Source organism: Arthrobacter tecti, assembly GCF_054511355.1.
This window is the reverse complement of the sequence record NZ_JBTNCT010000003.1, coordinates 141,538-163,784: the sequence shown is the minus strand read 5'-3', so window position 1 is coordinate 163,784 and position 22,247 is coordinate 141,538. Positions and strand designations below refer to the sequence as shown.

The window sequence follows — 22,247 nt, the reverse complement described above, 5'->3', positions numbered from 1 at the left end:
CGCCGAGGGTCCTGAGGGCGAGCGGAACGAGTCCGGGGTAGGTGCGACGTGCTGGCGCCGAGGGGTCCTGAGGGCGAGCGGAACGAGTCCGGGGTAGGTGCGACGTGCTGGCGCCGAGGGGTCCTGAGGGCGAGCGGAACGAGTCCGGGGTAGGTGCGACGTGCTGGCGCCGAGGGGTCCTGAGGGCGAGCGGAACGAGTCCGGGGTAGGTGCGACGTGCTAGTAGTGTGAGCGGATGAGCCGATCCAGGGCGGTTGATTCCGAACATTTCGACATTGTTGTGGTGGGCGGTGGCCACAACGGCCTTGTCGCGGCAACGTATCTGGCCCGCGCGGGCAGGTCCGTCGTCGTGCTTGAGCGCCAGGACCACGTGGGCGGCGCAGCGGTGTCTGCCGAGGCGTTCCCCGGAACCGGAGCGCGATTGTCGCGTTATTCCTACCTGGTGAGCCTCCTGCCGCGCCGGATCATCGAGGATCTGCAGCTCGACCTGGAGCTGGTGCGGCGGCGTTACTCCTCCTACACACCGCTGCCCGGATCGGACGCCGGGCTGCTCATCGACAACACGGACCGGCGTGCCACCCGCAGGAGCTTCAGGCGCATCGGCGCGGACGCCGACGCCGGCGGGTTCGCCGAGTTCTACGCGTGCACTTCCCTGCTGGCCGAGAAACTGTGGCCCACCGTCACAGAACCGCTGCTGCGCCGTTCAGAAGCCCGGGCCCTCGTAGGCGATGACTCGGTGTGGGAGGACTTCATCGAACGCCCGATCGGGGAGGTGATCGAGCGGTTCGTGCAGCAGGACCTTGTTCGCGGGGTTCTGCTCACCGACGCGCTGATCAGCACCTTCGCCCGCGCCCACGCTGAGGACCTGCAGCAGAACAAGTGCTTCCTTTACCACGTGATCGGTGGGGGTACCGGAGACTGGGACGTTCCGGTGGGCGGGATGGGGGCAGTCTCCGGGGCGCTGGAAAAAGCTGCCCGGGAGGCCGGCGTCGTGATCCGCACCCAGGCGGAGGTCACAGCGGTGGCACCCAACGGCGTCGTGCACTACCAACAGGCCGACGGCGCATCGTCGCGCCTCAGCGGTGAACATGTGCTCGCGAATGTGACGCCTACCGTGCTGGGACGGCTGATGGGCGGGCCGGATTCCGCGGGCTTCGCGCCGTCGTCGCACCCTGTCGCTGAGGGGGCCCAGGTGAAGGTGAACATGTTGCTCTCGCGGTTGCCGCAGTTGAAAGATCCGCAGGTGACTCCGGAACAGGCCTTTGGCGGCACGTTTCACATCAACGAGCTGTATTCCCAGCTGGAGGAAGCCTACGGCACAGCGGAATCCGGGCGGTTCCCCGATCCGCTTCCGATCGAGATCTACTGCCATTCGTTGGCAGATCCTTCCATCCTGTCGCCGGAACTGCGTGAAGCGGGCGCCCAGACCTTGACGGTCTTCTCGCTGCAGACACCGCACCGGTTGATTCGGGAGGCCGACCACGACGAGCAGCGGGCAGCGCTTCAGCAAGCGGTGCTTTCCTCGTTGAACAGTGTGCTGGCGGAACCGATTGAGGACTGCATTCTCGCTGGACCGTCGGGCGAACTGTGCGTCGAAACGAAGACCACCCGTGATCTCGAACGTGAGCTGGGCCTGAGCGGAGGCAACATCTTCCACGGTCCGCTTTCGTGGCCGTTCGCCGACGACGACGATCCACTGGACACGCCCGCCCGACGGTGGGGCGTCGCGACAGACCATCCGCGCATCCTTTTGTGTGGAGCGGGTTCCCAGCGCGGTGGCGGCGTCAGCGGGCTGGGCGGACACAGTGCTGCGATGGCTCTGCTCGAAGAGGATTAGCTTCGGAGCGTTCTGTCCGGGTTTGGTCAAGCTCGATTGTCTGCGGCTTTCACACTATTGTGCCGGGGATTGTCTCAACCTCTCCTTGGTGCGCTCTGTCCGAGCAGGTCGCTTCGAATTCAAAGCCGCGAGGGATCGTCCGGCCGTATCTCCCATCGCGTGATGCAGGAACCCTAGGATTGAGGCATGTACCGCATCGTCACCGTCTGCACGGGGAATATTTGCCGCTCCCCCATGGCCGAGATCATGCTGACCCGCGCATTCGAAGAGGCGGGACTGGCCGACGACGTCGTTGTGGACTCCGCGGGCACTACCGGCTGGGAGGCCGGCAATCCCATCGACGAGCGCGCCGCGGCGAAACTGACCGAGCTCGGGCTGGCAAGCGAAATGCATCGTGCCCGGCAGTTCGATCCCGCCTGGTACACGCAGCGGGACCTCCTCCTCGCTCTGGATGTGGACCACTACGAGGACCTGCGGCTTGAAGCGCCCGACGGCGAGAGCCGGGGCAGGGTGCGGATGTTGCGTGAGTTTGATCCGTCGAGCGCGGGCACTCCGTTGTCCGAACTTGGAATTTACGACCCGTGGTACGGCGATCAGGCTGACTTCGAAGAGACCTGGCAGCTAATTTCAGCCGCCATCCCGGGAATCGTCAAGTACGTCCTGGAAGAGTTGGCGCGCGGCCACGCAGCCAGCAGCTGAACCTTTCAAACCGGAGGTTGGCTAAGCAGAGCAGACCAGCGAGCATGCCAACCAGGACGACGCGGAGGCGTTACGGACTATGGCTCGCCCCCAACATTGCTAGTGATGCCCTCATCAGCTGCCGTTCCAGTGATTCAACGCGACGCTCGAGCTCATTGACCCTGGACTCCATCGTTTGCGACAGATCTTGAGCGAGCCCGGAACCACGCGCCTGATTGGCTCCTGATGCCGGCTTCGGATGTTCCTCTAACGCTTGGCTCAAAACCTTCAGCACCACTTCCTTTTTCCACCTTGGATAGCGGTGCGGTCCATCAGCAGTATCGACGGTGACGTAAATTGCGGCACCGCTCTCGAGCGCTTCGGCCGTTGGTTCTTTGGGTTCGTGCCGCAACAGTCCTACGAGGCGCAGCAACCTACCGACGTACACCGGGGTCGTCCCTAGCGCAGTTCCGAGTTCTTTCTGACCCCAATACACATCACGACTAATTTCTGTACCATCGTCGTCGAAGATAGGGGCAAGTGCTTTCTCCATGAATTCATTCCTATCAGAATCCTCCGACGCTACGCCCCGATGAATACGATCTTTCCGCCATAGGAACGCACTCCCCCTCCCCAACAGCGCAAAAACGGGAGAGTTCTCCACATAGCCGCATGATTCGTGTCATGAGAGCTTAGGCATACATACCGTTACTTCATGACCACATCCGATGGATTCGACTATTGGCCCGAACCTTATGCCGTAGAGGTTGACCAAGTAGACTTGGTCAACATGGGCCAGTACAACGTTCAAGAGGCAAAAACCAGGCTGTCCGAGCTGCTACACATGGTTGAACGAGGTGACGAGGTGATCATCGCCCGTGGCGGGAGGCCTGTGGCAAAGCTGGTCAAGATGGAGCGTCCCCTCAAACGAACGCTCGGCTTTCTCGGCCCGCTCGACGTACCCGAGAGTGCCTTTGAACCGATGACCAGGGAGGAGTTGGCCGAATGGGAGCGACCACTTATCTGATCGACTCGCAGGCTCTGCTTTTTGCGATGACCAGCCCGCGCTCCCTGTCCAGCAAGGCACGCAAGATCATCAGCAGTATGGATGAAACGCTCCTTGCATCCGCAGCCACAGCTTACGAACTCGCTCACAAGCACCGGAAAGGAAAGCTTCCGGGACTGGACAGAGTATTCATCGGATACGAGCATCACGTACGGCGCGTAGCTCCCCTGACGATTCCCATCACAGCCGAGCACGCCCTTACCGCGGCCTCGCTTGAATGGAACAATGCAGATCCGTTCGACCGCCTGATCGCGGCGCAGGCAATGGTCGAGGGTGCCACTGTTATCACGAGCGACAATGCCATGCATGAGTTCGAATCCTTGAGCACCGTTTGGTAGCTGTCATACCCACCTGTTGCCCTGAAGTCTTCGAGTCAACGTCTAGAACCCGGCAACCCCCTGCAGTACCCGCAACTGCTGCTCGAACAGCTGCTCGGGATCCGAGAAAGTGCCGGCGCCGTACTGCCCAAAAACCTCGAAGCTGACAACGCCGAAAAGGGCGGCCCAGACGAGGGTTCCCCGCATAATGTGCTCGTCATCCGCCTCCAGCACCATCTCCTCCCTGATGCCCGCGAGGTCCGCAGTCAACGGTCCGTGCACGTCTTCCCGGCCACCGGTTGGCGCCGTGGCCCTCCGTCCGGACCGGTAGGCGTCATCGTAAATCCGTACCAGTGTCCTGATGACGCGTGTGCCAGGCCCTGTGGTTTGCTCAGCGGGTGCGTGATATCCAGGCACGGGGCTGCCGAAAAGCAGCGCATAGCAGGCCGGCTCCCGCAGCGCCCAGGCCCGCACTGCCCTGGCCAGGGCAAGGAACTTCGCGGCGTGATCCAAGTCCGGCACCTGCCCGACCGCGCCATCCACCTCGTCGCCAAGCTCTGTATAGGCATCCACCACCAGCAACGTGAGGAGTTCGTCGCGACTCTTCACGTACCGGTACACCGCTGATGAAACGAGTCCAAGCTCCCGGGCGATGGCACGCAGAGAAAGCGCTGCGGCGCCGTGGACGGCAAGGTGGGCACGACCGATGCTGATGATGTCTTCCATGGTCTGGGCTCGCGCGCGTTCACGAGGGGTAGGCGCCATGAGCCCATGCTGTCCGATATCGAGAGCGGCGTCAACTTTAGAGAGCACCGCTCTTGACAGGGAAACCAAGCTGGTCCATCCTATTTGGGAGAGCAGTGCTCTCAGTTTCATACCCATACAACAGGAGCGATCAGAATGAGCAATTACGTGGTGACCGGGGCCGGCCCGGTTGGCTGGACGGTGGCGGAGCAACTGGTAACCGAGGGCAACAGTGTGCGCATCCTCACCCGCTCCGGCAGCGGTCCGGACCTGCCCGGGATCGAGCGTGTCCGACTCGATGTATCCGATCCGCGCCAACTGCAGAGTTCATTCAACGGGGCCGAGGCCGTCTTCCACTGCATCCACGGATCGGCCTATCGCACTGCCGCGTGGGAAGCCGAACTCCCGAAAGCCGAGCAGGTGGTGCTGAAGGCGGCCAAGGATGCCGGCGCCGTCGTCGTCTTTCCGGAAAGCCTGTATTCGTACAGCAGGCCGGACGAGGTGATGGACGAGGATTCACCGCGCGCCGCTACCGGAGGTAAGCGCGGAGTGCGGACCAGGCTGTTGAGGGCGCGCCATGAGTCCGGTGCGGTGACCGTCAGTGTGGTGGCATCGGACTTCTATGGTCCGCGGGTACGGATGTCGCATGCGGGCGAGCGTGTTGTTCCGCGGGTACTGGCGGGCCAGACCATCCGGCCGGTCGGAAACGCTGATGCACCGCACTCATTCACGTACGTTCCGGATCTGGCGGCGGCGATGATCGCGGCAGCCCGGCGCGAGGACCTGTGGAACTCGGTACTGCACGCGCCCACCACCGCAGCTCCCACCCAGCGTGAGATTGCGCAAGAGTACGCGCGTGCTGCTGGCGTGCCGGAACCGCGGATAAAGCCGATTCCGGGCTGGATGGTACGGGCGCTCGGCACGGTATCGGTCGACATGCGGGAACTGGCGGAGATGCTCTACCAGTTCGAAGATCCGTTCATTATGGACTCGACCCGCAGCGTAGCGCTCCTCGGGCTACAACCCACCCCTTTGTCAGAGGGCGCCGCGGCGACCGTGGACTGGTGGAAAGCAGCCCGCGCAGCCACCCCTAAGATTGTTCAGTGACTCTTTCGCTTTGGCTTGCGCTGGTTGGCGCGCAGGCACTCATCAGCTTCACTCCCGGAGCGGGGGCCGTGAACACCATGAGCAACTCGCTCACCGTGGGTTTCCGCCGCTCGATCTGGGGCGTTCTCGGCCAACAGGCGGCGCTGCTGATCCATATCGCGGTGGTGGCGGCAGGCGTCGGGCTGCTGGTCGCAGGCTCTCCCATCGCGTTCAACGTCATCCGCTACACGGGTGCCGCATACCTCGTGTACCTGGGCATCCGGAAGTTCCTGCAGCCGCCCATTCCCACCGAGCAGGCAGGGCCGCTCTACGTGGAGGGCGCAGCATCCATGTTCCGTCGCGGGCTTTGGGTCAACCTCCTGAACCCCAAGGCGATCGTCTTCTTCCTTGCATTCATCCCTCAGTTCATCCGGCTCGATGAACCCTTGCTGGGACAGTACGGTGTGCTCGCAGGAACAGTCATTGCCATCGATGTGCTGGTGATGTGGCTGTTCTTCGCCGCCGCCGCACGCTCGTTCAGCCGGTTCACCAGCGGGCCACGCGGGCAGCAGATCCTCAACCGGATCTTCGGCGTGCTGTTCATTGCGGTCGGCGTGATGCTGGCTTTCGCCTGAGATTCATCCAGTAAAAGCCGCCCATGCTACCCACGCCTGCACAGGTCGTCGTCCCGCTCATCATCGCGGTTGACGGCCGTTCCGGTGCGGGCAAAACCTCGCTGGCCGTTGAGCTTGCCACCCTGTTGCGCGAACACCACGGCGTCAGCCTCTTCCACCTTGAGGACCTCTATCCGGGCTGGGACGGGCTGGCCGATGGAATGGACCGCTACGTCCGTTCCGTGCTCACTCCCCTTGCGTCCGGAGCTACCGCGCAGTGGCCGGCCTGGGACTGGACAAAGAACGACGACGGCGACACCCGGCTTACCCACCCTGCAGACATTGTGATCGTGGAAGGGGTTGGCGCCTCCTGCGCTGCCGCACGGAACCTGCTGGACGTGGCGATCTGGATCGACGCCGACGACGACGTCCGCCGCACCAGCGCGCTGACCCGCGACGGCGATGCCTACGCCCCTTTTCTGGCAGCGCTGGGCTGACCAGGAGGAGCGGTGGCTACGCGCCGACAATCCGTCCGCTGGTGCGGACATCCTGGTGCACGGCCACACGGCAGACTCACTTCCGCAACGCGTGCGGCTTGCCCTGACCGGCCTTCCGCAATGTGAGTCCTTGATGTCGATGGAGCGTGCCGCCCGGCGTGGCCTCACGCTGCAGGTGGAGACTGTGGACGCCTACCCGGACGGAGCCGAGCTGTTCGCTGGCATCTACGGGGCGTCCAACGCGGCCGCCTGGCTGGACAGCTCCACGCTGGAAGACCCGCTGGACCGGAGCCGCTTTTCGGTCCTGGCCGACGACGGCGGCCGCTTCGGACAGGTTGCAGTTCGCAGTTGCGAGCACCTCGCCGAAGCGTTTTCTCAGGCTGGACACGGCGGGTGCATGCGCCAAGCCCATTAGCGTACGCAGCACCGATCCTGCCGAGGACGCCGCACTCCGGAAGGAACTGCAGACCAGCGCCAAGGACCGTACCGAGAACATAATGATCGGGGACCGCTGCGCGCGGTTCAGAACCGACCGGATGACACCCTTGTATGCGTCACGAAGATCAGGCGGGCGGCGTAAAGGATCGCCGACATCCATGCCTTGGACGGCTTGGCGGCCCATGGTCGAACCGAGCAGGGGTTCACCTTTGTTACCGTGGAAACCTATCTTACGTAGCTTGAATTGTCGGCAGCTGATCAGCTCAACGGGCGCGTTCAGCAACGTGACGGCACCGCGTCGCCGTCAGGCGGAGTGTGCCTGCATGAACCCGGCCGGGTCAGCCAAAATGGCAGAAAAAGCGAGTTCCGCGGCGCCGACCATGAGTAAATTAGCACCAAGCTTCGGCCGGGAGATCTGCACGTTCTCCAACGGGGCAGGAAGGGCTTCCCGGGCTACCACGCGGTCAAGATGACCCGGATCGAGCGCATACAACGAACCCAGAAAGCCACCCAGAATGATCAGGCGCGGATTGAGTATATTGATGGCGCCTGCAAGAGCAGTGCCCAGGAAGTCCAACTGGCGCTCAGCCACTGCGCGAACCTCGGGAGACGTCGAGGCCAGCAGCGCCTCCTCCAGTTCGTCCACATCCGCCGATGCCATGTCCAGCGCATTGAGCAACGCCTCTCGGGTCACTTCAGACTCCAGAGTGCCGTGCAGGCCTGCCGCGTCCGGCGTGCCTGCGGTTCTTACCCGCAAGTGACCGAGTTCTCCGGCGAAGCCCGCTGCCCCGCCAAGCGCGGCGCCTTGAGAAATGACGCCACCGCCGATACCGCTCGCACCACCATTGAGATAGATCATGTCGTCAATGCCTTTACCAGTGCCGAACGTCCGCTCGGCTAGAGCGCCGAGGCTCGCATCATTGGCGGCCCATACCGGACACCCGGTGGCAGCAGAAAGCATGTCGGCCATTGGTTCATTGGTCCAGCCCAAATGCGGAGCGAGGCGGACCAGCCCATCATGGCTACGGACAAGCCCGGGAACCGCGATTCCGATACCGGCAATGCGGCTTTCGGCATCAAGCCCGCTGCGCATTCCTTCGATGATGGCCGCGGTGAGGTTTACCGCTTCGCGGGCACTAGGTGGCTTTTCGGTCTCGTATCGGATGCGCTTACGCACTACTCCGCCCAAGCTGACAATTCCGATAGTGACGGCGTCCAGCTCTGGATTGACCGCGATAGCAATAGTGTTTGCGCTGGGACGCACCACGGAACTCGGCCGACCCACCTGGCTAGTCGAATTCGGGCTGGCCTCCATCACCAATCCAAGGTCCAACAGCTCACCGACAAGCGCCGCGATGGTGGACCGATTCAAACCAGTTCTCCGCGTTAGCTCGGAACGGGGCACTGACCCCGAGTGGTGCACCAGCTCAAGGATTGTCGACAGGTTGTGTTGACGCACGCTATCGAGATTATTTCCCAAGCGTGGGGCGGTCAGCCCCACAAAGTGGTTATTCAGAATTTCGGTTTCATTAGTGGACATAGCGTTTCCATATCAAAGTTTTCGCTGCGATAAGGGCATTGCGGTGCTGCATGGCCCATCTTCCAACCGCCTACACTCTTGGGACCGGCGTTCCTGCCGGCCGGGACTGCGGACCCTCGGGTTGGCAGTGTTCCACACGTCACCCTATCTACACCCGAAGTCTGGTCGAGGCTTGCCTCGCCGTGACCGCTCCATCAATTCGTCTTTTCCTTGAACAAATTATACCTTCAGCGTAGTCTTCCACTATGCCAAATCACAAGAGCCACTCAGGCCAGACAGCAGGAATCCGGACAGCCGTCATCGGATACGGCTTGGCGGGGAAGGTCTTCCATTGCCCGTTTATAGGATCAAACAAGGAATTTTCCTTGGACTTCATAGTGACCGGCAATCGAGAGCGCGCCGCGGATGCCAAGACGGATTTCCCAAACGTTCAAATTGTTGCGTCGACCAACCAACTTGAAAGTCACTTCTCCGAACTGGACCTTCTGGTGCTCGCAGGGCCCCCACACACCCATCTTGAACAGGGACTCGCCGCCCTAGATGCAGGGCTTGCTGTCGTCGTTGATAAGCCATTTGCGCCTTCGGAATCCGACGGACTTCAGTTGATTGAGAAGGCCGAGCAAATGGGTCGTCCCCTCATTGTCTTCCAGAACAGAAGATGGGACGGTGATTTCCTCACGGTCCACAAGGTCATCTCGGGCGGCGAACTCGGCGACGTGTACCAGTTTGAGTCCAGCTTTGAACACTGGGCACCGAATGTAGTGGGCCGCTGGCAGGACACCATGCCGAGCTCGCAAGGAGGGGGAGTCACTTTCGACCTGGGCAGCCACCTCATCGATCAAGCGCTCGTGCTTTTTGGTCCAGTTGCGGACGTTCATGCTGACCTTCGCACGGTGCGTGAGGGCGGCGGCAACGACGACGTAAGTTCGATTGAGCTCATCCACGAGTCTGGCGTTCATTCCCGGCTTTGGATGAGCCGGTTGGGCGCGATCCCGGGCCCTCGGTTCCGTGTGCTCGGAACGCGCGGCGCATACGTGTCTTACGGTTTGGACGGGCAGGAATCGGCGCTGACCGCCGGAATGAAACCCACCGATAGTGGGTACGGCTTGGAACCCGAGGAGACCTGGGGAACACTTGGCGCGGCTGCCCCGCGGGTACAACCGCCTGTGATCGTGCCAACAGAGCGCGGCAATTACCCAGCGTTCTATCAAGGAGTGGCGGAAGCTGTCCGGGGGACGGGACCGGCTCCTGTTGATCCGAGAGATGCCCTTGAAGTGGTGAAAGTGCTCGAGCGCATCCAATCGGCCGCCCTCTTTCGGTAGCCGCACCGGTAAGAAAAAGGAAGCACCACCGCCGGCCAACGGCTTGGTGGTGCTTCCTTTTTCTGTTTCTGTCAGCTGTGGGATGCCAGCGCCACCTTCAGAACGTGCATGTCCTCCTCGGTGGTGCCTCCTGAAATTCCGACGCCCACCCTGTTTCCGCCATTCAACTCAATTGGAGCGCCTCCTCCGAATGGAATGATTTTACTTCCAGAATTCACCGCCAGACCATAGAGCGACTGTCCAGGTTGCGTCAGCTCCGTCAAGGTCACTGTTTCGACGGCGAACGATGCCGCTGTGTAGGCCTTGCGGAATGCCATCTCAAGAGAGTGGAGAGGCGCTCCATCCATCCGATGGAGCAACACCGGATTGCCGTGCACGTCGACAACGCTTACGACAACCCGGATTCCGGTGGCGATAGCCGCCTCTTCAGCTGCTGCCGCAATGTCTTTTGCCTCATTAATCATTTTCTATCCAATCTTCGGTGGGAAGTTACAAGAGTCGCCCAGCCGGGGTGGGTACTGAGGAATCCAGCAGGCCTGAATCTTTGAGCTCACACCACAAATCGTTGGGGATATCCTGCTCAAGCCAGCGATAATTTTGTTCCTGTTGATGTATGCTGCCTGCGCCGAGGCAAATATTCGCCACGGCTGAGTGGCCGGCGGCAAATTGAAGAGCGACAGCCCCAAGGGGAACTGAATGTGAACTGCAGACATTCTCGAAACCCCGAACCCTATCCAACTTGGCTTTGTCGGCGGGCGCATAGTCGAAACGTGCACGCGGAGTGGATCCGGTTGCCAAGATGCCCGAACCAAAGACCCTGCCATTGATGACGGCAATTCCTCGTGATTCACACATCGGCAATAATTCTTCATTTGCTTGCTGGTTCAGGATGTTGTAGGTTCCGGCGATAAGCAGGCAGTCAATGTCAATTTCGCGCGCGGTGGAAATGCAGACATCGACTTCATTCACGCCGATGCCGATGGCGCCCACCACCTTTTCATTCCTCAGCTTCAACAGGGCCTGGAATGCCCCGTCGATTGCTTCTCGGAAGCGGCGGGGTTGTTCGGTGCCGTGCGTCCAACGGTCGACGTCGTGGACCAGCAACACGTCGAAGCGATCCGTTGCCATCCGTTGCAGACTGTCTTCCACCTGCCTCATCACGCCGTCGTAGGAATAGTCATACTCCATGCGCATGGCCGGAGTGTTCTGCCAAGGAGCCGAATCGAACGTACCCTTCGCCGCCGGATGGAGAGTACGGCCGACTTTCGTAATCAATACGTAGTCATCACGGTTCCTGTCAATCAACTCATCAGCCAGCCTGTATTCAGCTAGGCCATGACCATACATTGGAGCAGTGTCGAAGAGACGCACCCCGGAGTCCCAAGCGTGACGCACCAGCGCCCTTGCATCTTTTGTGGGGACCTCCTTTCCCATGTTTCCCAAGGCCACCGAGCCAAATCCACCGAGCGTAGTGGACCAGCCAACACGGCCAAACGCCCGAGTGTCGCTAATTCGATAATTCGCCACGGAATGTTCCTTTGTTTTTCGAATGCAAGGCTGAGTTCCGGCCGTGGGCTGCGGTAAGGGCGGAACCCCGAAGGGCCGCAATCGGTTTATCAGTGAAGTTGCACCGATTGCGGCCCGTCCAAGCGGCTTGCAGCTACTGTGCGGACGCTCCAGCGAACTGGGTCGATTCGGCGCCGGCGGCAGATGACCGCTCGATCAGCGCAGCGAACTCATCACTGGACATCACCTCTGCATACTGTGCCTGAATATTGCGGAGCGACTCCCAGTACTGTCCATAGCCTTCCGGCGTAGTGTCTTCGTCCTGCTTTCGGCTCTGACCGGGCGTGGGCACTGGAATGGCAGTCCCGGCGTCAGCTACCACGATCACTTTGTAACCGCGGTCGAAACCATCACGCGCGGTAGTGGGAACACAGTTTCCCGTGGAGGAGCCTATGATCACCACGTACTCGGCATCATCCTGCGTCAAGTACTCGTTGAACGCCGTTCCGTAAAAGCTGCTGTTGCGATGTTTCTTGAGGACGGGTTCACCCTTCTGTGGCTCGAACCCGTCGCATAGAGCACCATTCCACGTTCCGTGGTTGAATGGGGAGTCCGGGCTTTTCCACGATGGGTACTTCAGTCCCCAGATTCCCAGGTCCGCGCCGTTGGGATCCATACCCCACAAGGACCAGGTCACCTTCATACCCTTTGACCGTGCTAGGTCGAGGATCTTCTTCGCCGGGACAAGCGATTCCTGTCCTGATGGTGCACCGCCAACACTTTCAACGTAGTCGGCACCGTCCGGATGCAGGCAGAGGTTCTGGATGTCCAATGCATGAATGACCGTTCTATTCAGGTTGATAGTCTCAGGCACAAAACGGTTAGAGCGATCAACGTACTTGTTGAGTTTGTCTTCAAAGGCAGTCATTTGTTATTCCTTTCATTTCGCCCGCACACCTTTGGCGCGAAAGCTTTTGATTACTGTTTCTTGATGTGACTTGACTTGAAATTCACCTAGCTGTCCTCCTTCTGATGCTTGAAGTCCAGCAGCAATTCCTCCCACTCGTGTTCTTGGACGAAATGATCCGCAGTGCTGTAAGTACCGTCCATGGTGTCGCGCAAACTTTTTGGACCCGGGAAGCCGATTACTTTCCATCCAATGCCGTCCTTGTTTCCGCCGTACACCGGGTCAGCATAGAATCCTTGGCGGACATGGAAGCAAAGCGTCTCGAAGAAGGGTTTACCTTCGTCCGTATTTCCCTGCAGCCGGGAATAATACACATCTTTGGATGTCAGAGAGACGGGCGCTGGCTTCGGTTGGCCACTCATTTGCTCAAGCACTTCATCCTGGATATCTTCCGTCGCATTCTTGAACGAATCCGCCCTTAATTCGCGCGCCAATTCATCCAGTTTCTTGATTCCTTCCCGATAAAGGAACTGCATATCTGAGTTACGGGCCCGCGCGGCACGTGCGTCTTTGTCGGCCATCATCAGGAATCCGCTGCCGTCAGCCGAGGCGTAGTGATAGTCGATTCCGGAAAGGTATCTGTCGATAAAGACAATGACTCTCGCTTCACGCGCGCCGGGATCGTGGTCCGTGGGGATGATCCTGGAGGCAGCCGCTTCGATCGTTTCCCACTCATGATCGGTGAAGAACAACTTTTCGTCTGAACTGGAATCGATGGTGATCGGGAGGATCTCCCAATCGGCTTTCGAGATCATTTCATCTCCTTTTCTATGAGTTCTTAATCGGGGACAACGTCAAGCGTTCTGAACGTCCTTTGAGGTAGGTACCCGCGATGTAATCGGCACAACGCCAGGAATGCGCCATGATGGTTAGGGTGGGATTGACACCCATCGCAGTGGGGAATCCTGCTCCATCCAGTACAAAGAGGTTGTCTACTGCATGAGCTTGACCCCATTCGTTGAGAACCGACTTAGCAGGGTTGGTACCCATTCGTACCGTGCCTTGCTGATGGCAGGCGTTGCCTGTGAACTCCTCGCCGAGATAGACCGGAATGGTACGTGCCGCGCCTGCAGCCTCGAGGATTTCGACATTCTTGTCGATCTGCCACTTGCTCATTGCTATGTCGTTTGCATGTGGTTTGTTGGTGATACGGGCGACCGGAAGACCCCATGCGTCTTTGACCGTCGGGTCGAGGTCAACCATGTTGGTCTCCTGTGGCATGTCCTGGAGAATGAAGCCGATCTTCATGGAGTGATTGAAGTAATCCCTATCGGCGTCCTTCATGGCGCTTCCCCACGTTGGCCGGCCGGGCATAATGGCGTTGATTGGCTGGCCGATCTGCGTAGTGGCGATGATGCCGCCACCAATGTGCCCGCGCTTCTCATCCGTCTCGTAGAAGTGCATGGACCCGCCGCTTTGGTAATTGCCGGTCCAGCCGTTCAGTGGCTCCTCAAGATCCTTATCGAACAATCCGACGGCAAAAATGTACTCGTGGAAGGTGGCGTTCTTGCCCACCAGTCCGGTTTCGTTCGCCAAACCGTTGGGGAACTGCGTTGACTTCGACAAGAGCATCAACCGCGCGGACTCGATTGCCCCGAGCGCAAGGATGACAACCGTCGCATCCTGCTCTACCTCCGTGCCATCGGTATCGATGTAAACCACACCTGTGGCGCGTCCGTCCTTACCAACTTTCACTTCCCTGACAAAGCTGTCCGCACGCACTTCGAAATTCCCTGTTGCCAGCGCCTCGGGGATGTACGTGGTTGCAACACTGGAGCGGGTCTGTGTCGGGTCGCCGTATTGGTTCCAGAAGCTGCTCCGGTTAACCGCAGGCCGGCCAAGTGCATTGCCCTCCGTTAGGTGCGACATTGGCAATGGGAATGCGTTGATACCAAGTTTGCTGGCACCCTCATAGAACTTCTTGCCGAATTTGGTGGGAGGCAATGGACCACTGGGGTAGGGCTTGCTGCGGAATCCGGCCCCCTTTTCGGCACCCGTCAGCCCAGAAATCCCGTAACTCCACTCCACCTTGGTCAGGTATGGCTCAAGATGTTCGTACCGGAATGGCCAATCAGCCAGGCTTGCGCCCTCAAGGTCGCCGTGCAAAGAGTGGAAGATGAAGTCGGACTCCCTGGGACGGGGAGTCCAACCCGCCATGTGACTTGTGCCGCCGCCCACGTTGGATGGAACCGGAGAGAAGTTGAATATTCTCGCCTCTGAGTTGGCGTCACTCCGCACCGTGCGTGGCATCAGGTTGACGTCGGGCCACAAATAGCTGCGGTTTTGATACTTCAGCTCGTCGCCCGAGTAGTGTTCCTGCGGGCGCAGCCACGGGCCCTTGTCGAACCCGACCACTTTGTACCCTGCTTCGCTGAGAACTTTGGCAGCCGGGCCGCCACCAGCTCCCAGCCCGACGATTACGACGTCGACTGCGTCGTTAATTCGCTTACTCGTCATGGTGCGAACCTTTCTGCGTATTGTTTGATACTGCTCACTGGCGTGTCACTGCAATCCCGGCTGGTCCCGGTCTTGCAGTGACCTGCAATTGGAGATGTGTGCTTCGGTTTGGCGCCTAGTAGCTTCCCGGGCCCTGAAGCGCGCCTTGGATCTTGGACAGATGCCAATCAACGTTGGACTCGTCTACTACCCCAGTGGGAATCCGGACGAACTGGTTGACTTTCTGACCGAGCACTTCGTGGGCGAAAAGCGTCTCGATCATGCTGTGGCCCATCTCCACACTGTTTACGTCGACCGTCGCGGTGAGTGTGCCGTTCTTGATCGCTTCCATGCCGGAGACGAGACCATCCGCACCAATTGTGATAATCCCGGACTCCCCGTCCCAGTGCTCCAATCCCCGAGCGTCGATAGCCTGCGAGGCACCTAGAGCCATGTCCTCGTTCTCACCATAGATTGCGTCCACATCGGGAAACCTTGTGAGGAGGTCCTGGGCTGCCGTTAGACCCTGATCCCGAACATAGCCGCCATCTGCCGTACCAACAATGGTGAGTCCTGGATACTCTTCGATGGCCGTTTGGAAGCCATGCGAACGAAGCTCGGTCCAGTCCGAGCCGGACGGTCCCATGATCGTAATGACTTCACCTTCACCCCCGAGCTGCTCCGCAATGTACCTGCCAGCAAGGTAGCCGGACTGCCAACGATCGTCGTAGCCGATGTTGGACACTGTGGCCAGTCCGCCCGAGGGGTCGTCAACCTGTGAAGGATTATCAAGTTCCTCCGTGGAGTTGAACTGATAAAAGTTCACGCCTTCTTCGCTTCCCCGCGCGTACAGATCCTGCATGGTTGCTGCGTTCGCCGCGGAGCAGACAAACACCGCATCGAATCCGCGGGCTATATAGCCCTGCACTATTCCAAGAGTTTCCGTGCCGGAATGGTTGTCCGTCAACGCTCCTTGACGCTCCCACTCCCATTGGACGCCGAAGCGGTCCTCATACTCTTTCATCTTGTTGAAGGCGGCCTTTTCGACCTGCGTGTAGAACTCTGAAAGGATCGGCGGCGCGAAACCAACGGTCAAAGTTCTCCCGTCCACCAACTCCCGGATGGCTGCGTCTTCCGCTGATCCGGTTGTGGTTCCGCTTCCGCCACCTTCCGTTTCGGTCGAGGAGTTGACAGTTGTACAGCCAGTCAGCGTCAAAGCCACTGCGAAGACCCCGGACAGCATGGCTGACCTCGCGCGCCTACTTTGGCGACGGTTACTAGGTCGCGTAACGTCGGTTGTAGTCATTTTCTTTCTCCTTCTTGGTAACCATGTTTTTCAATTGAGTACCGGCCTTGATGAAGCCCGGTGGACGTTTTGTTAAGCAGTCGCCGCTTCCAAAGCGATCGCCTTCTTTTGACGCACTCTCGCGTTGACGATTGAGCTGATCCGGTTTGCCAGCACCGCGAACACGAGAATGGCGCCGATGACAATGTCCTGATAGCTGGACGGAACGCCCACCAGATTAATGATGTTGACCGTTGCGGCGAGCGTGACAGCTCCAAGAATCGCACCAAGAATCCGGCCCCTGCCTCCACTGAGTGCAGCTCCACCGATAATTGCGGCGGCGATGGCCTGAATTTCGTATCCGGTGCCGAGGTCAGCGGGGACGGTCGTGTTTCTACCCGCCATGATTATGCCTGCCACAGCGGCGGTGAGACCGCTGATCACGTAGGCGAGTACACGGACCCGGTCCACGCGCACACCGGACTGCATTGCGCCGCTTCGGCTGCTTCCCACTGCGAAAAGGTGTGTTCCGAGACGCGTGGAACCGAGAATGCCCCCGAGAACAAGCGCCACGATGAGCGCCACTACCATCGGAAGTGTCACTGATCCCGCCAGAGGGTCTAGCCCGCCGACCACATAGAATTCCGGCACCATGTAACCGATGATCGGTACGCCCTGAGTCCAGATGTACAGTACTCCACTGGCAAAGCCCAGCATCGCGAATGTGGCAATGAAGTCTGGGAGGCCGACCTTGGTAATGAGCAGCCCGTTACCAATTCCAACAAGCGCTCCTACGAGCAGAGCGGCAATAAAGGCGGCGAACAGCGGCATCCCAAATGTCATGCATTTGGCAGCGACTCCTGCACAAAGCGCCATTACCGCTCCGATGGAGAGGTCTATGCCACCGGAGATCAGCACCACGGTCATTCCCATGGCGAGGATCATGACGGTCAAACTGCTGTTGATGAGATTGTAGAGGTTGGAAGGGTTGAGGAACACCGGAAGCATAAAGGCAGCTATGATGCAGGCGAGCACAAGCATCGCCTGCACGCCCAGTGTGGGATCCACGAGCAGCCTGGAGGTTAACCGATCAGCCAAGGTGAACTTTTTCTGCGTGGTTCTTTCAGACACGGTTCAGTCCTTCTTCCCTGAATTAAGCAATTGGTTCCCCGGCTCCGGCTCCCGTGATGTGGGAGGAACTGCCGAACTCGCATTGGGTTTCTTTCGGCGAGTGGCGTTTACCCCGTACTGCTGGACTCTGCGGTCAAAGACAACGCCGCCAACAATGCACAGGCCTGTGACAATGCTGAAGTAGACAGGATCCACGCCGTTTAGGCGGAGACCCTGCTGCAGCGTTGCCAAGAGCAGGCCGCCCACCACGGCTGCCCAGACCGAGCCCCGTCCGCCTGCGAGACTAACCCCGCCGAGCACGGCGCCCGCTATGGCCGTGAATTCGTAGCCGTTCCCTAGAAAGGCCTGTACCGCTCCGAGGCGTGAGGCGAGCAGCACGCCAGCCGCTCCGGCCAGCAGGCCAGAGATCACGAAGGTTCCCAATCGCACCCGGTTGACGTTGACACCGGCTACGTTCGCAGCTGCCGGACCAATTCCAATCGCAAAAATGCGCCTGCCGTACACAGTCTTGATGAGGAAGAACTGCATGAGTACAAAGAGAACCGCCGCAATCCAGAAGGCGCTGGGGATGCCTAGGAAGTTCCCGTAGACCAACTCGGAGAAGCCCGGAGTGGTCACCCCTTGCAGTGGAACCTGTTGAGTAAGGACTATGAGCAGCCCACCTGCTATGTTCAGCGTAGCCAAGGTGACGATAAAGTCGTTGATGCCAAACTTGGTGATCATCCACCCGTTGAAGAGGCCAAACACCAGACCGGTTCCCACTCCCACTAGAACCCCTGTCCAGGTCGGAGCACCATTGACCAACGCCCACATGGTGGTGCCCGCACTCAGCCCGGCGACGGTGCCCACCGATAAGTCGATTCCACCGCCCACAATGACAATGGCAACACCAACAGTGATGAGGAGGATCGGTATGGCGTTGGTGACATAGTTGCGCACGCTGGTCGGCTCGAGAAATACCGGAGACGTGATCTGGAAAACTATGACAACAACGATGAGGGCAATAAGGATGGGAACGCCGGTGGTGGACAAGGCCCGTGAAGTGAAGCTTCGAAAATTCATGATTCAGTCCTGCCTGCGGAGAGCGCAAGTAGCTTGTGCTTAACGGATTCGAGTCGTCCTTTGGCGAGCGCCTCGGGCAGGTTTTCGACCGAACCCACTAGACGACCCTTTTTCATAACGACCACACGGTGGCTCAATTCGACGAGTTCCGCGATTTCTGATGCGATGACGATTGCTGCTCCGCCGTTGCGCACAAAGTCGCGGATGAGGTTGTGCACCTCCACCTTGGCTGACACGTCGATTCCCTGGGTGGGCTCATCAAAGATCAGCAACGTTGGCTTGGTGTTCAGACAGCGGGCAACAATCGCCTTCTGCTGATTGCCTCCACTCAGGTTCCGGATTTTTTCCTTCACACCCGGCGTCCTGATGGCGAGCCGCTTCCGGTAGTCATCCGCCTGCTTTTCCTCATTCCGCCCATTGATGACGAAACCGAATTTAGAAACCGATGGCAGGCTTGCAAGGGAAATATTCTCGGCCACCGAAAACTCCGGGAGAATACCCAATTGCTTTCGGTCTTCAGGGAGCATAGCGAGGCCATGCCGGTAAGCCGCACTGGAGTTGCGTAGCCGGACGGGACGGCCATTAAGGTGGATGCTCCCGCTTGAGATCTTGTCTATTCCCATGATCGCGCGCGCCAGCTCAGTTCGCCCGGCGCCCGCCAATCCTGAAATACCAAGAATCTCGCCTTGCCTCACGGACAAGGAAATATCTTTAAGCACGTGCCCACGGTTCACTCCGGACACTCGTAGGATCTCTTCCCCTGCGGCTCCGATAGAGTCCGCGTGGGGGGTGTCGCGGTCGGTCGCGCCGAACTCCACCGCAGCGACTCCAAACATCATCTCGAGGAGCTGGTCGACCGTTGTCTCCGAAACGGAAACGTTGCCCACATCCTTTCCATCCCGGAAGACAGTTGCTTTATCGGCGAGGCCAAAGATCTCTTCGAGGTGATGTGTCACCCAGATCAAGGAGACCCCACGGTCCCGCAGCTTACGCATGTGGCCAAACAGGTTTAACCGTTCCTCTTCCTCAAGGCCGGACGTAGGTTCATCCAGGATGAGTACGCGTGCGTCAAACGCAAGCGCCTTGACAATCTCAACCACACGCTTCTTGAGCGCACCAAACTCCTCAATGGGCAACTGGAGGTCTTCCCGGGACAAACCGAATTCCGCTGCGAGAGTATGCACCTTCTCTTGCATAGCGCGGCGATCAAGCTTCATATTGAGGCCAAGGATGCGGGAGTTCATTTCGCGGCCAAGAAAGATGTTGTCCAGAGTTGTGAGCGCCGGAACCAAGGAGAGCTCCTGGTGGATAGTGGTGATCCCATATCCGAGCGCATCGCTGGGACGGCGGATGTTGATCTTTTCGCGGGCGAGCTTGATCGACCCTGCGTCGGGGACGGTAACCCCTGAGAGAACGTTGATAATGGTCGACTTGCCCGCTCCGTTCCCACCAAGCAGAGCGTGGATCTCTGACTGGCCCACCTTCAGATTCACACCATCGAGGGCCGTCACACCCTGGTATTGCTTGACTACGTTCTCTACGTCCAGCAAGTAAGCGGCTGGCGGGTTTTCGTTTGGGAGTTGCGTCACAGTCGATCGCTCCTTCTCCTCGTTGAAATGGTGACTGCGGGACGTTGGGGTGACTTCCATCACGTCGCCATACGTGTATCCGCCAATATAGTCTGGGTAAACAACAAAATCAATGGGTACGCCCAGAACAGCACCAACTCGCGAGATGGAATCGATTCACCCGCAGTCTTCGCAAGAGGGCGCACGCTTCTCCGTCACCAGCGGTTAAAAGGCCGAATCAGCTGAAAGCAGGCGATCATGGGCACCTTGCCGGCGGCCATCTACGATGCGGAAGTGCACAGACGCTGCCGCACAGACGGTGGACACACCCTTCTGCGACCTCGCGCCCGCCACCGCCCCCCGGCTTGCATTACTTGATTCCGCGCTCTCCCATGCGATCCTTTGTTGACACGCACTACTTAATAAACTTGAAGATTCCACAAGCACCGTACTTTTCCGGCGAAACGCCCCCGTCCACCGTCCCTGACCGCGAATCCTTACGGAACTGTGGCCCATGGCACAGGGAAGGCGGGGGTTAGCCAGTCGAATGCGCCACCGATGAAAAGATCGCTGGCTGCCGCTGACCCCCGGGTCGACTTGCCATTCCGGCGGGAAACTTCGTCCCGGGTCATGCAAGGAGTCTCGGCCACGACCTTCGGCTAAACAGAGCACTCCCGTGCTTGCGCCCACACCGTACTAGTCCTGGCCGTATGTTGTAGGCAACCACTTATATGACCGTTAGTCACGCATCGCGTCGGTAGTGAAGGTAACTCTGCCTCGTTCTAGCTACTGGGGGCGGCTCCCTCGCCTCTATATATACAGATTCTCGCCGATTGACCATTGACGCATCCAGAGTGAGGGAATATGTTGAGAGACATAACTTTTTACTCCCATCGTGAATATGGAGCCCACAATGGCAACTCAGCCAACACGCGACGACAAATTCTCCTTCGGACTATGGACCATCGGCTACAACGGTTCGGACCCGTTCGGCGGTCCAACACGCCCCGAATTGGACGTTGTGGAGGCAGTCCATCGGCTGTCAGACCTCGGTGCTTATGGGCTTACGTTCCATGACGACGACCTGTTCCCCTTCGGAAGCACGACTTCCCACCGCCAAAGCCAGGTGGACAGGCTCAAGCGTGCGCTGGAAGACACCGGTCTGGAAGTACCCATGGTCACGACCAATCTCTTCAGCGCGCCCGTTTTCAAGGACGGCGGTTTCACGTCCAATGACCGCGGTGTGCGGCGCTTCGCACTGCGAAAAGTCCTTCGGAACATTGATCTCGCCGCAGAGCTAGGGGCGAAGACCTTCGTGATGTGGGGCGGACGGGAGGGCTCTGAGTATGACTCCGCGAAAGATGTGCGTTCCGCGCTGGAACGATACCGGGAGGCGTTGAATCTGCTGAGCGACTACGTAACTGACAAGTTCTACGACCTGCGTTTCGCGATCGAACCGAAACCCAATGAGCCGCGCGGCGATATCCTCCTCCCGACGGTCGGCCACGCGATCGCCTTCATCAATACGCTGGAGCGCCCCGAGCTGGTCGGCGTTAATCCCGAGGTTGGCCACGAGCAGATGGCGGGCCTGAACTTCACCGCAGGCATTGCCCAAGCCTTGTACCAAAACAAGCTCTTCCATATCGATCTCAATGGCCAGCGCGGCATTAAGTACGACCAGGATTTAGTGTTTGGCCATGGCGATCTTCAGAACGCCTTCTCTCTGGTTGATCTCTTGGAGAACGGCGGTCCCAATGGCGGGCCGGCCTATGACGGTCCCCGGCATTTCGACTACAAGCCATCGCGGACCGAGGACATCACCGGTGTGTGGGACTCTGCCGCGGCGAACATGAGGATGTACCTGCTCCTCAAGGAGCGCGCAGCCGAATTCCGGGCTGATCCCGCAGTCCAGGAGGCGCTCGTATCCTCACGCGTCGATGAGCTGGCGCAGCCCACTCTCCTCTCAGGCGAGACATATAAGGATCTCATTGCGGATCACAGCGCGTATGAGGACTTCGGTACTGATGCCTACTTCAACGGCAAAGGATTTGGCTTTGTTCGGCTTCAGCAGCTGGCGGTTGAGCATCTGATGGGAGCTCGCTGACCGTGGCCGAGACGCTGTTGGCTCCGATTCCCGAGCGGCGGGCCTGTGA

Annotated in this window: 22 protein-coding genes and 1 pseudogene; 11 read left to right on the top strand and 12 right to left on the bottom strand. The window is 59.3% G+C overall.

All coding sequences use genetic code 11. The features are described 5' to 3' along the window. Positions 1–235 precede the first annotated feature (235 nt). Entirely contained in the window at positions 236–1,837 is a 1,602-nt protein-coding gene (locus ACX80C_RS05480) for a phytoene desaturase family protein (protein ID WP_459325263.1), read from the top strand. A 186-nt stretch (positions 1,838–2,023) separates the two neighbouring features. After that, positions 2,024–2,536, top strand: a complete 513-nt coding sequence (locus tag ACX80C_RS05475) for a low molecular weight protein-tyrosine-phosphatase (RefSeq protein ID WP_459325262.1) — start codon at positions 2,024–2,026, stop codon at positions 2,534–2,536. 70 nt (positions 2,537–2,606) lie between these two features. Here ACX80C_RS05475 and ACX80C_RS05470 read toward each other — a convergent pair whose 3' ends face one another. Continuing rightward, complete coding sequence (locus ACX80C_RS05470; protein WP_459325261.1) at positions 2,607–3,068, bottom strand: hypothetical protein; 462 nt, start codon at positions 3,066–3,068, stop codon at positions 2,607–2,609. A 162-nt stretch (positions 3,069–3,230) separates the two neighbouring features. Between ACX80C_RS05470 and ACX80C_RS05465 the strand changes: the two genes are divergently transcribed. Further along, the gene (locus ACX80C_RS05465) at positions 3,231–3,542 is read left to right on the top strand and encodes a type II toxin-antitoxin system Phd/YefM family antitoxin (protein WP_459325259.1); all 312 of its coding nucleotides are present in this window, start codon (positions 3,231–3,233) and stop codon (positions 3,540–3,542) included. Then, the gene (locus ACX80C_RS05460; protein ID WP_459325258.1) at positions 3,521–3,919 is read left to right on the top strand and encodes a type II toxin-antitoxin system VapC family toxin; all 399 of its coding nucleotides are present in this window, start codon (positions 3,521–3,523) and stop codon (positions 3,917–3,919) included. Before ACX80C_RS05465 ends, ACX80C_RS05460 begins: the two co-directional genes overlap by 22 nt. A gap of 42 nt (positions 3,920–3,961) precedes the next feature. Here ACX80C_RS05460 and ACX80C_RS05455 read toward each other — a convergent pair whose 3' ends face one another. Beyond that, a complete protein-coding gene (locus ACX80C_RS05455; protein WP_459325257.1) occupies positions 3,962–4,663 on the bottom strand; it encodes a TetR/AcrR family transcriptional regulator in 702 nt (233 codons plus the stop codon). 135 nt (positions 4,664–4,798) lie between these two features. On the opposite strand from ACX80C_RS05455, the gene ACX80C_RS05450 reads away from it, so the two are divergent. The 5 genes and pseudogenes from ACX80C_RS05450 to ACX80C_RS05430 all read left to right on the top strand — a co-directional run. Next, positions 4,799–5,749 carry an NAD-dependent epimerase/dehydratase family protein gene (locus tag ACX80C_RS05450; RefSeq protein ID WP_459325256.1) on the top strand — a complete coding sequence of 317 codons (951 nt, stop codon included), beginning with the start codon at positions 4,799–4,801 and terminating at the stop codon, positions 5,747–5,749. After that, positions 5,746–6,363: a LysE family transporter gene (locus ACX80C_RS05445; RefSeq protein WP_459325255.1), complete on the top strand. Its 618-nt coding sequence runs from the start codon at positions 5,746–5,748 to the stop codon at positions 6,361–6,363. The genes ACX80C_RS05450 and ACX80C_RS05445 overlap by 4 nt, the downstream gene beginning before the upstream one ends. 23 nt (positions 6,364–6,386) lie before the next feature. Then, positions 6,387–6,839, top strand: coding sequence for a uridine kinase family protein (locus ACX80C_RS05440; protein WP_459325253.1), 453 nt, complete (start codon positions 6,387–6,389; stop codon positions 6,837–6,839). Further along, on the top strand, positions 6,805–7,254 hold the full coding sequence (locus tag ACX80C_RS05435; RefSeq protein ID WP_459325251.1) for a hypothetical protein: 450 nt from the start codon (positions 6,805–6,807) through the stop codon (positions 7,252–7,254). Before ACX80C_RS05440 ends, ACX80C_RS05435 begins: the two co-directional genes overlap by 35 nt. Further along, a pseudogene (locus ACX80C_RS05430) lies at positions 7,220–7,291 on the top strand (hypothetical protein); the annotation flags it as partial. The gene ACX80C_RS05435 and the pseudogene ACX80C_RS05430, both read left to right, overlap by 35 nt. Positions 7,292–7,581: 290 nt before the next feature. On the opposite strand, the gene ACX80C_RS05425 reads toward ACX80C_RS05430, so the two are convergent. Next, positions 7,582–8,649 (bottom strand): ROK family protein, encoded by a 1,068-nt coding sequence (locus tag ACX80C_RS05425; RefSeq protein WP_459325250.1) that lies wholly within the window; start codon positions 8,647–8,649, stop codon positions 7,582–7,584. A gap of 413 nt (positions 8,650–9,062) precedes the next feature. Here ACX80C_RS05425 and ACX80C_RS05420 point away from each other — a divergent pair, with 413 nt between their 5' ends. Next, on the top strand, positions 9,063–10,139 hold the full coding sequence (locus ACX80C_RS05420; RefSeq protein ID WP_459325249.1) for a Gfo/Idh/MocA family protein: 1,077 nt from the start codon (positions 9,063–9,065) through the stop codon (positions 10,137–10,139). A gap of 71 nt (positions 10,140–10,210) precedes the next feature. Here the strand turns inward: ACX80C_RS05420 and ACX80C_RS05415 are convergent, their stop codons facing one another. The 9 genes from ACX80C_RS05415 to ACX80C_RS05375 all read right to left on the bottom strand — a co-directional run bounded on the left by ACX80C_RS05415 (position 10,211) and on the right by ACX80C_RS05375 (position 20,115). Continuing rightward, complete coding sequence (locus ACX80C_RS05415) at positions 10,211–10,603, bottom strand: GlcG/HbpS family heme-binding protein (protein WP_459325248.1); 393 nt, start codon at positions 10,601–10,603, stop codon at positions 10,211–10,213. A 25-nt stretch (positions 10,604–10,628) separates the two neighbouring features. Further along, a complete protein-coding gene (locus tag ACX80C_RS05410) occupies positions 10,629–11,666 on the bottom strand; it encodes an aldo/keto reductase (RefSeq protein WP_459325247.1) in 1,038 nt (345 codons plus the stop codon). A 133-nt stretch (positions 11,667–11,799) separates the two neighbouring features. Continuing rightward, positions 11,800–12,573 carry a cysteine hydrolase family protein gene (locus ACX80C_RS05405; RefSeq protein WP_459325246.1) on the bottom strand — a complete coding sequence of 258 codons (774 nt, stop codon included), beginning with the start codon at positions 12,571–12,573 and terminating at the stop codon, positions 11,800–11,802. Positions 12,574–12,659: 86 nt separating this feature from the next. After that, a complete protein-coding gene (locus ACX80C_RS05400; protein ID WP_459325244.1) occupies positions 12,660–13,367 on the bottom strand; it encodes a gluconate 2-dehydrogenase subunit 3 family protein in 708 nt (235 codons plus the stop codon). Positions 13,368–13,380: 13 nt separating this feature from the next. Then, positions 13,381–15,069, bottom strand: a complete 1,689-nt coding sequence (locus tag ACX80C_RS05395) for a GMC family oxidoreductase (protein WP_459325242.1) — start codon at positions 15,067–15,069, stop codon at positions 13,381–13,383. Between the two features lie 115 nt (positions 15,070–15,184). After that, the gene (locus ACX80C_RS05390; protein ID WP_459325241.1) at positions 15,185–16,354 is read right to left on the bottom strand and encodes a sugar ABC transporter substrate-binding protein; all 1,170 of its coding nucleotides are present in this window, start codon (positions 16,352–16,354) and stop codon (positions 15,185–15,187) included. A 72-nt stretch (positions 16,355–16,426) separates the two neighbouring features. Beyond that, positions 16,427–17,464 (bottom strand): ABC transporter permease, encoded by a 1,038-nt coding sequence (locus ACX80C_RS05385; RefSeq protein WP_459325239.1) that lies wholly within the window; start codon positions 17,462–17,464, stop codon positions 16,427–16,429. A gap of 3 nt (positions 17,465–17,467) precedes the next feature. Next, entirely contained in the window at positions 17,468–18,526 is a 1,059-nt protein-coding gene (locus ACX80C_RS05380) for an ABC transporter permease (RefSeq protein WP_459325238.1), read from the bottom strand. Next, positions 18,523–20,115: a sugar ABC transporter ATP-binding protein gene (locus ACX80C_RS05375; RefSeq protein ID WP_459325237.1), complete on the bottom strand. Its 1,593-nt coding sequence runs from the start codon at positions 20,113–20,115 to the stop codon at positions 18,523–18,525. The genes ACX80C_RS05380 and ACX80C_RS05375 overlap by 4 nt, the downstream gene beginning before the upstream one ends. An 892-nt stretch (positions 20,116–21,007) precedes the next feature. On the opposite strand from ACX80C_RS05375, the gene xylA reads away from it, so the two are divergent. Continuing rightward, on the top strand, positions 21,008–22,198 hold the full coding sequence (gene xylA, locus ACX80C_RS05370; RefSeq protein ID WP_459325236.1) for a xylose isomerase: 1,191 nt from the start codon (positions 21,008–21,010) through the stop codon (positions 22,196–22,198). Positions 22,199–22,247 lie beyond the last annotated feature (49 nt).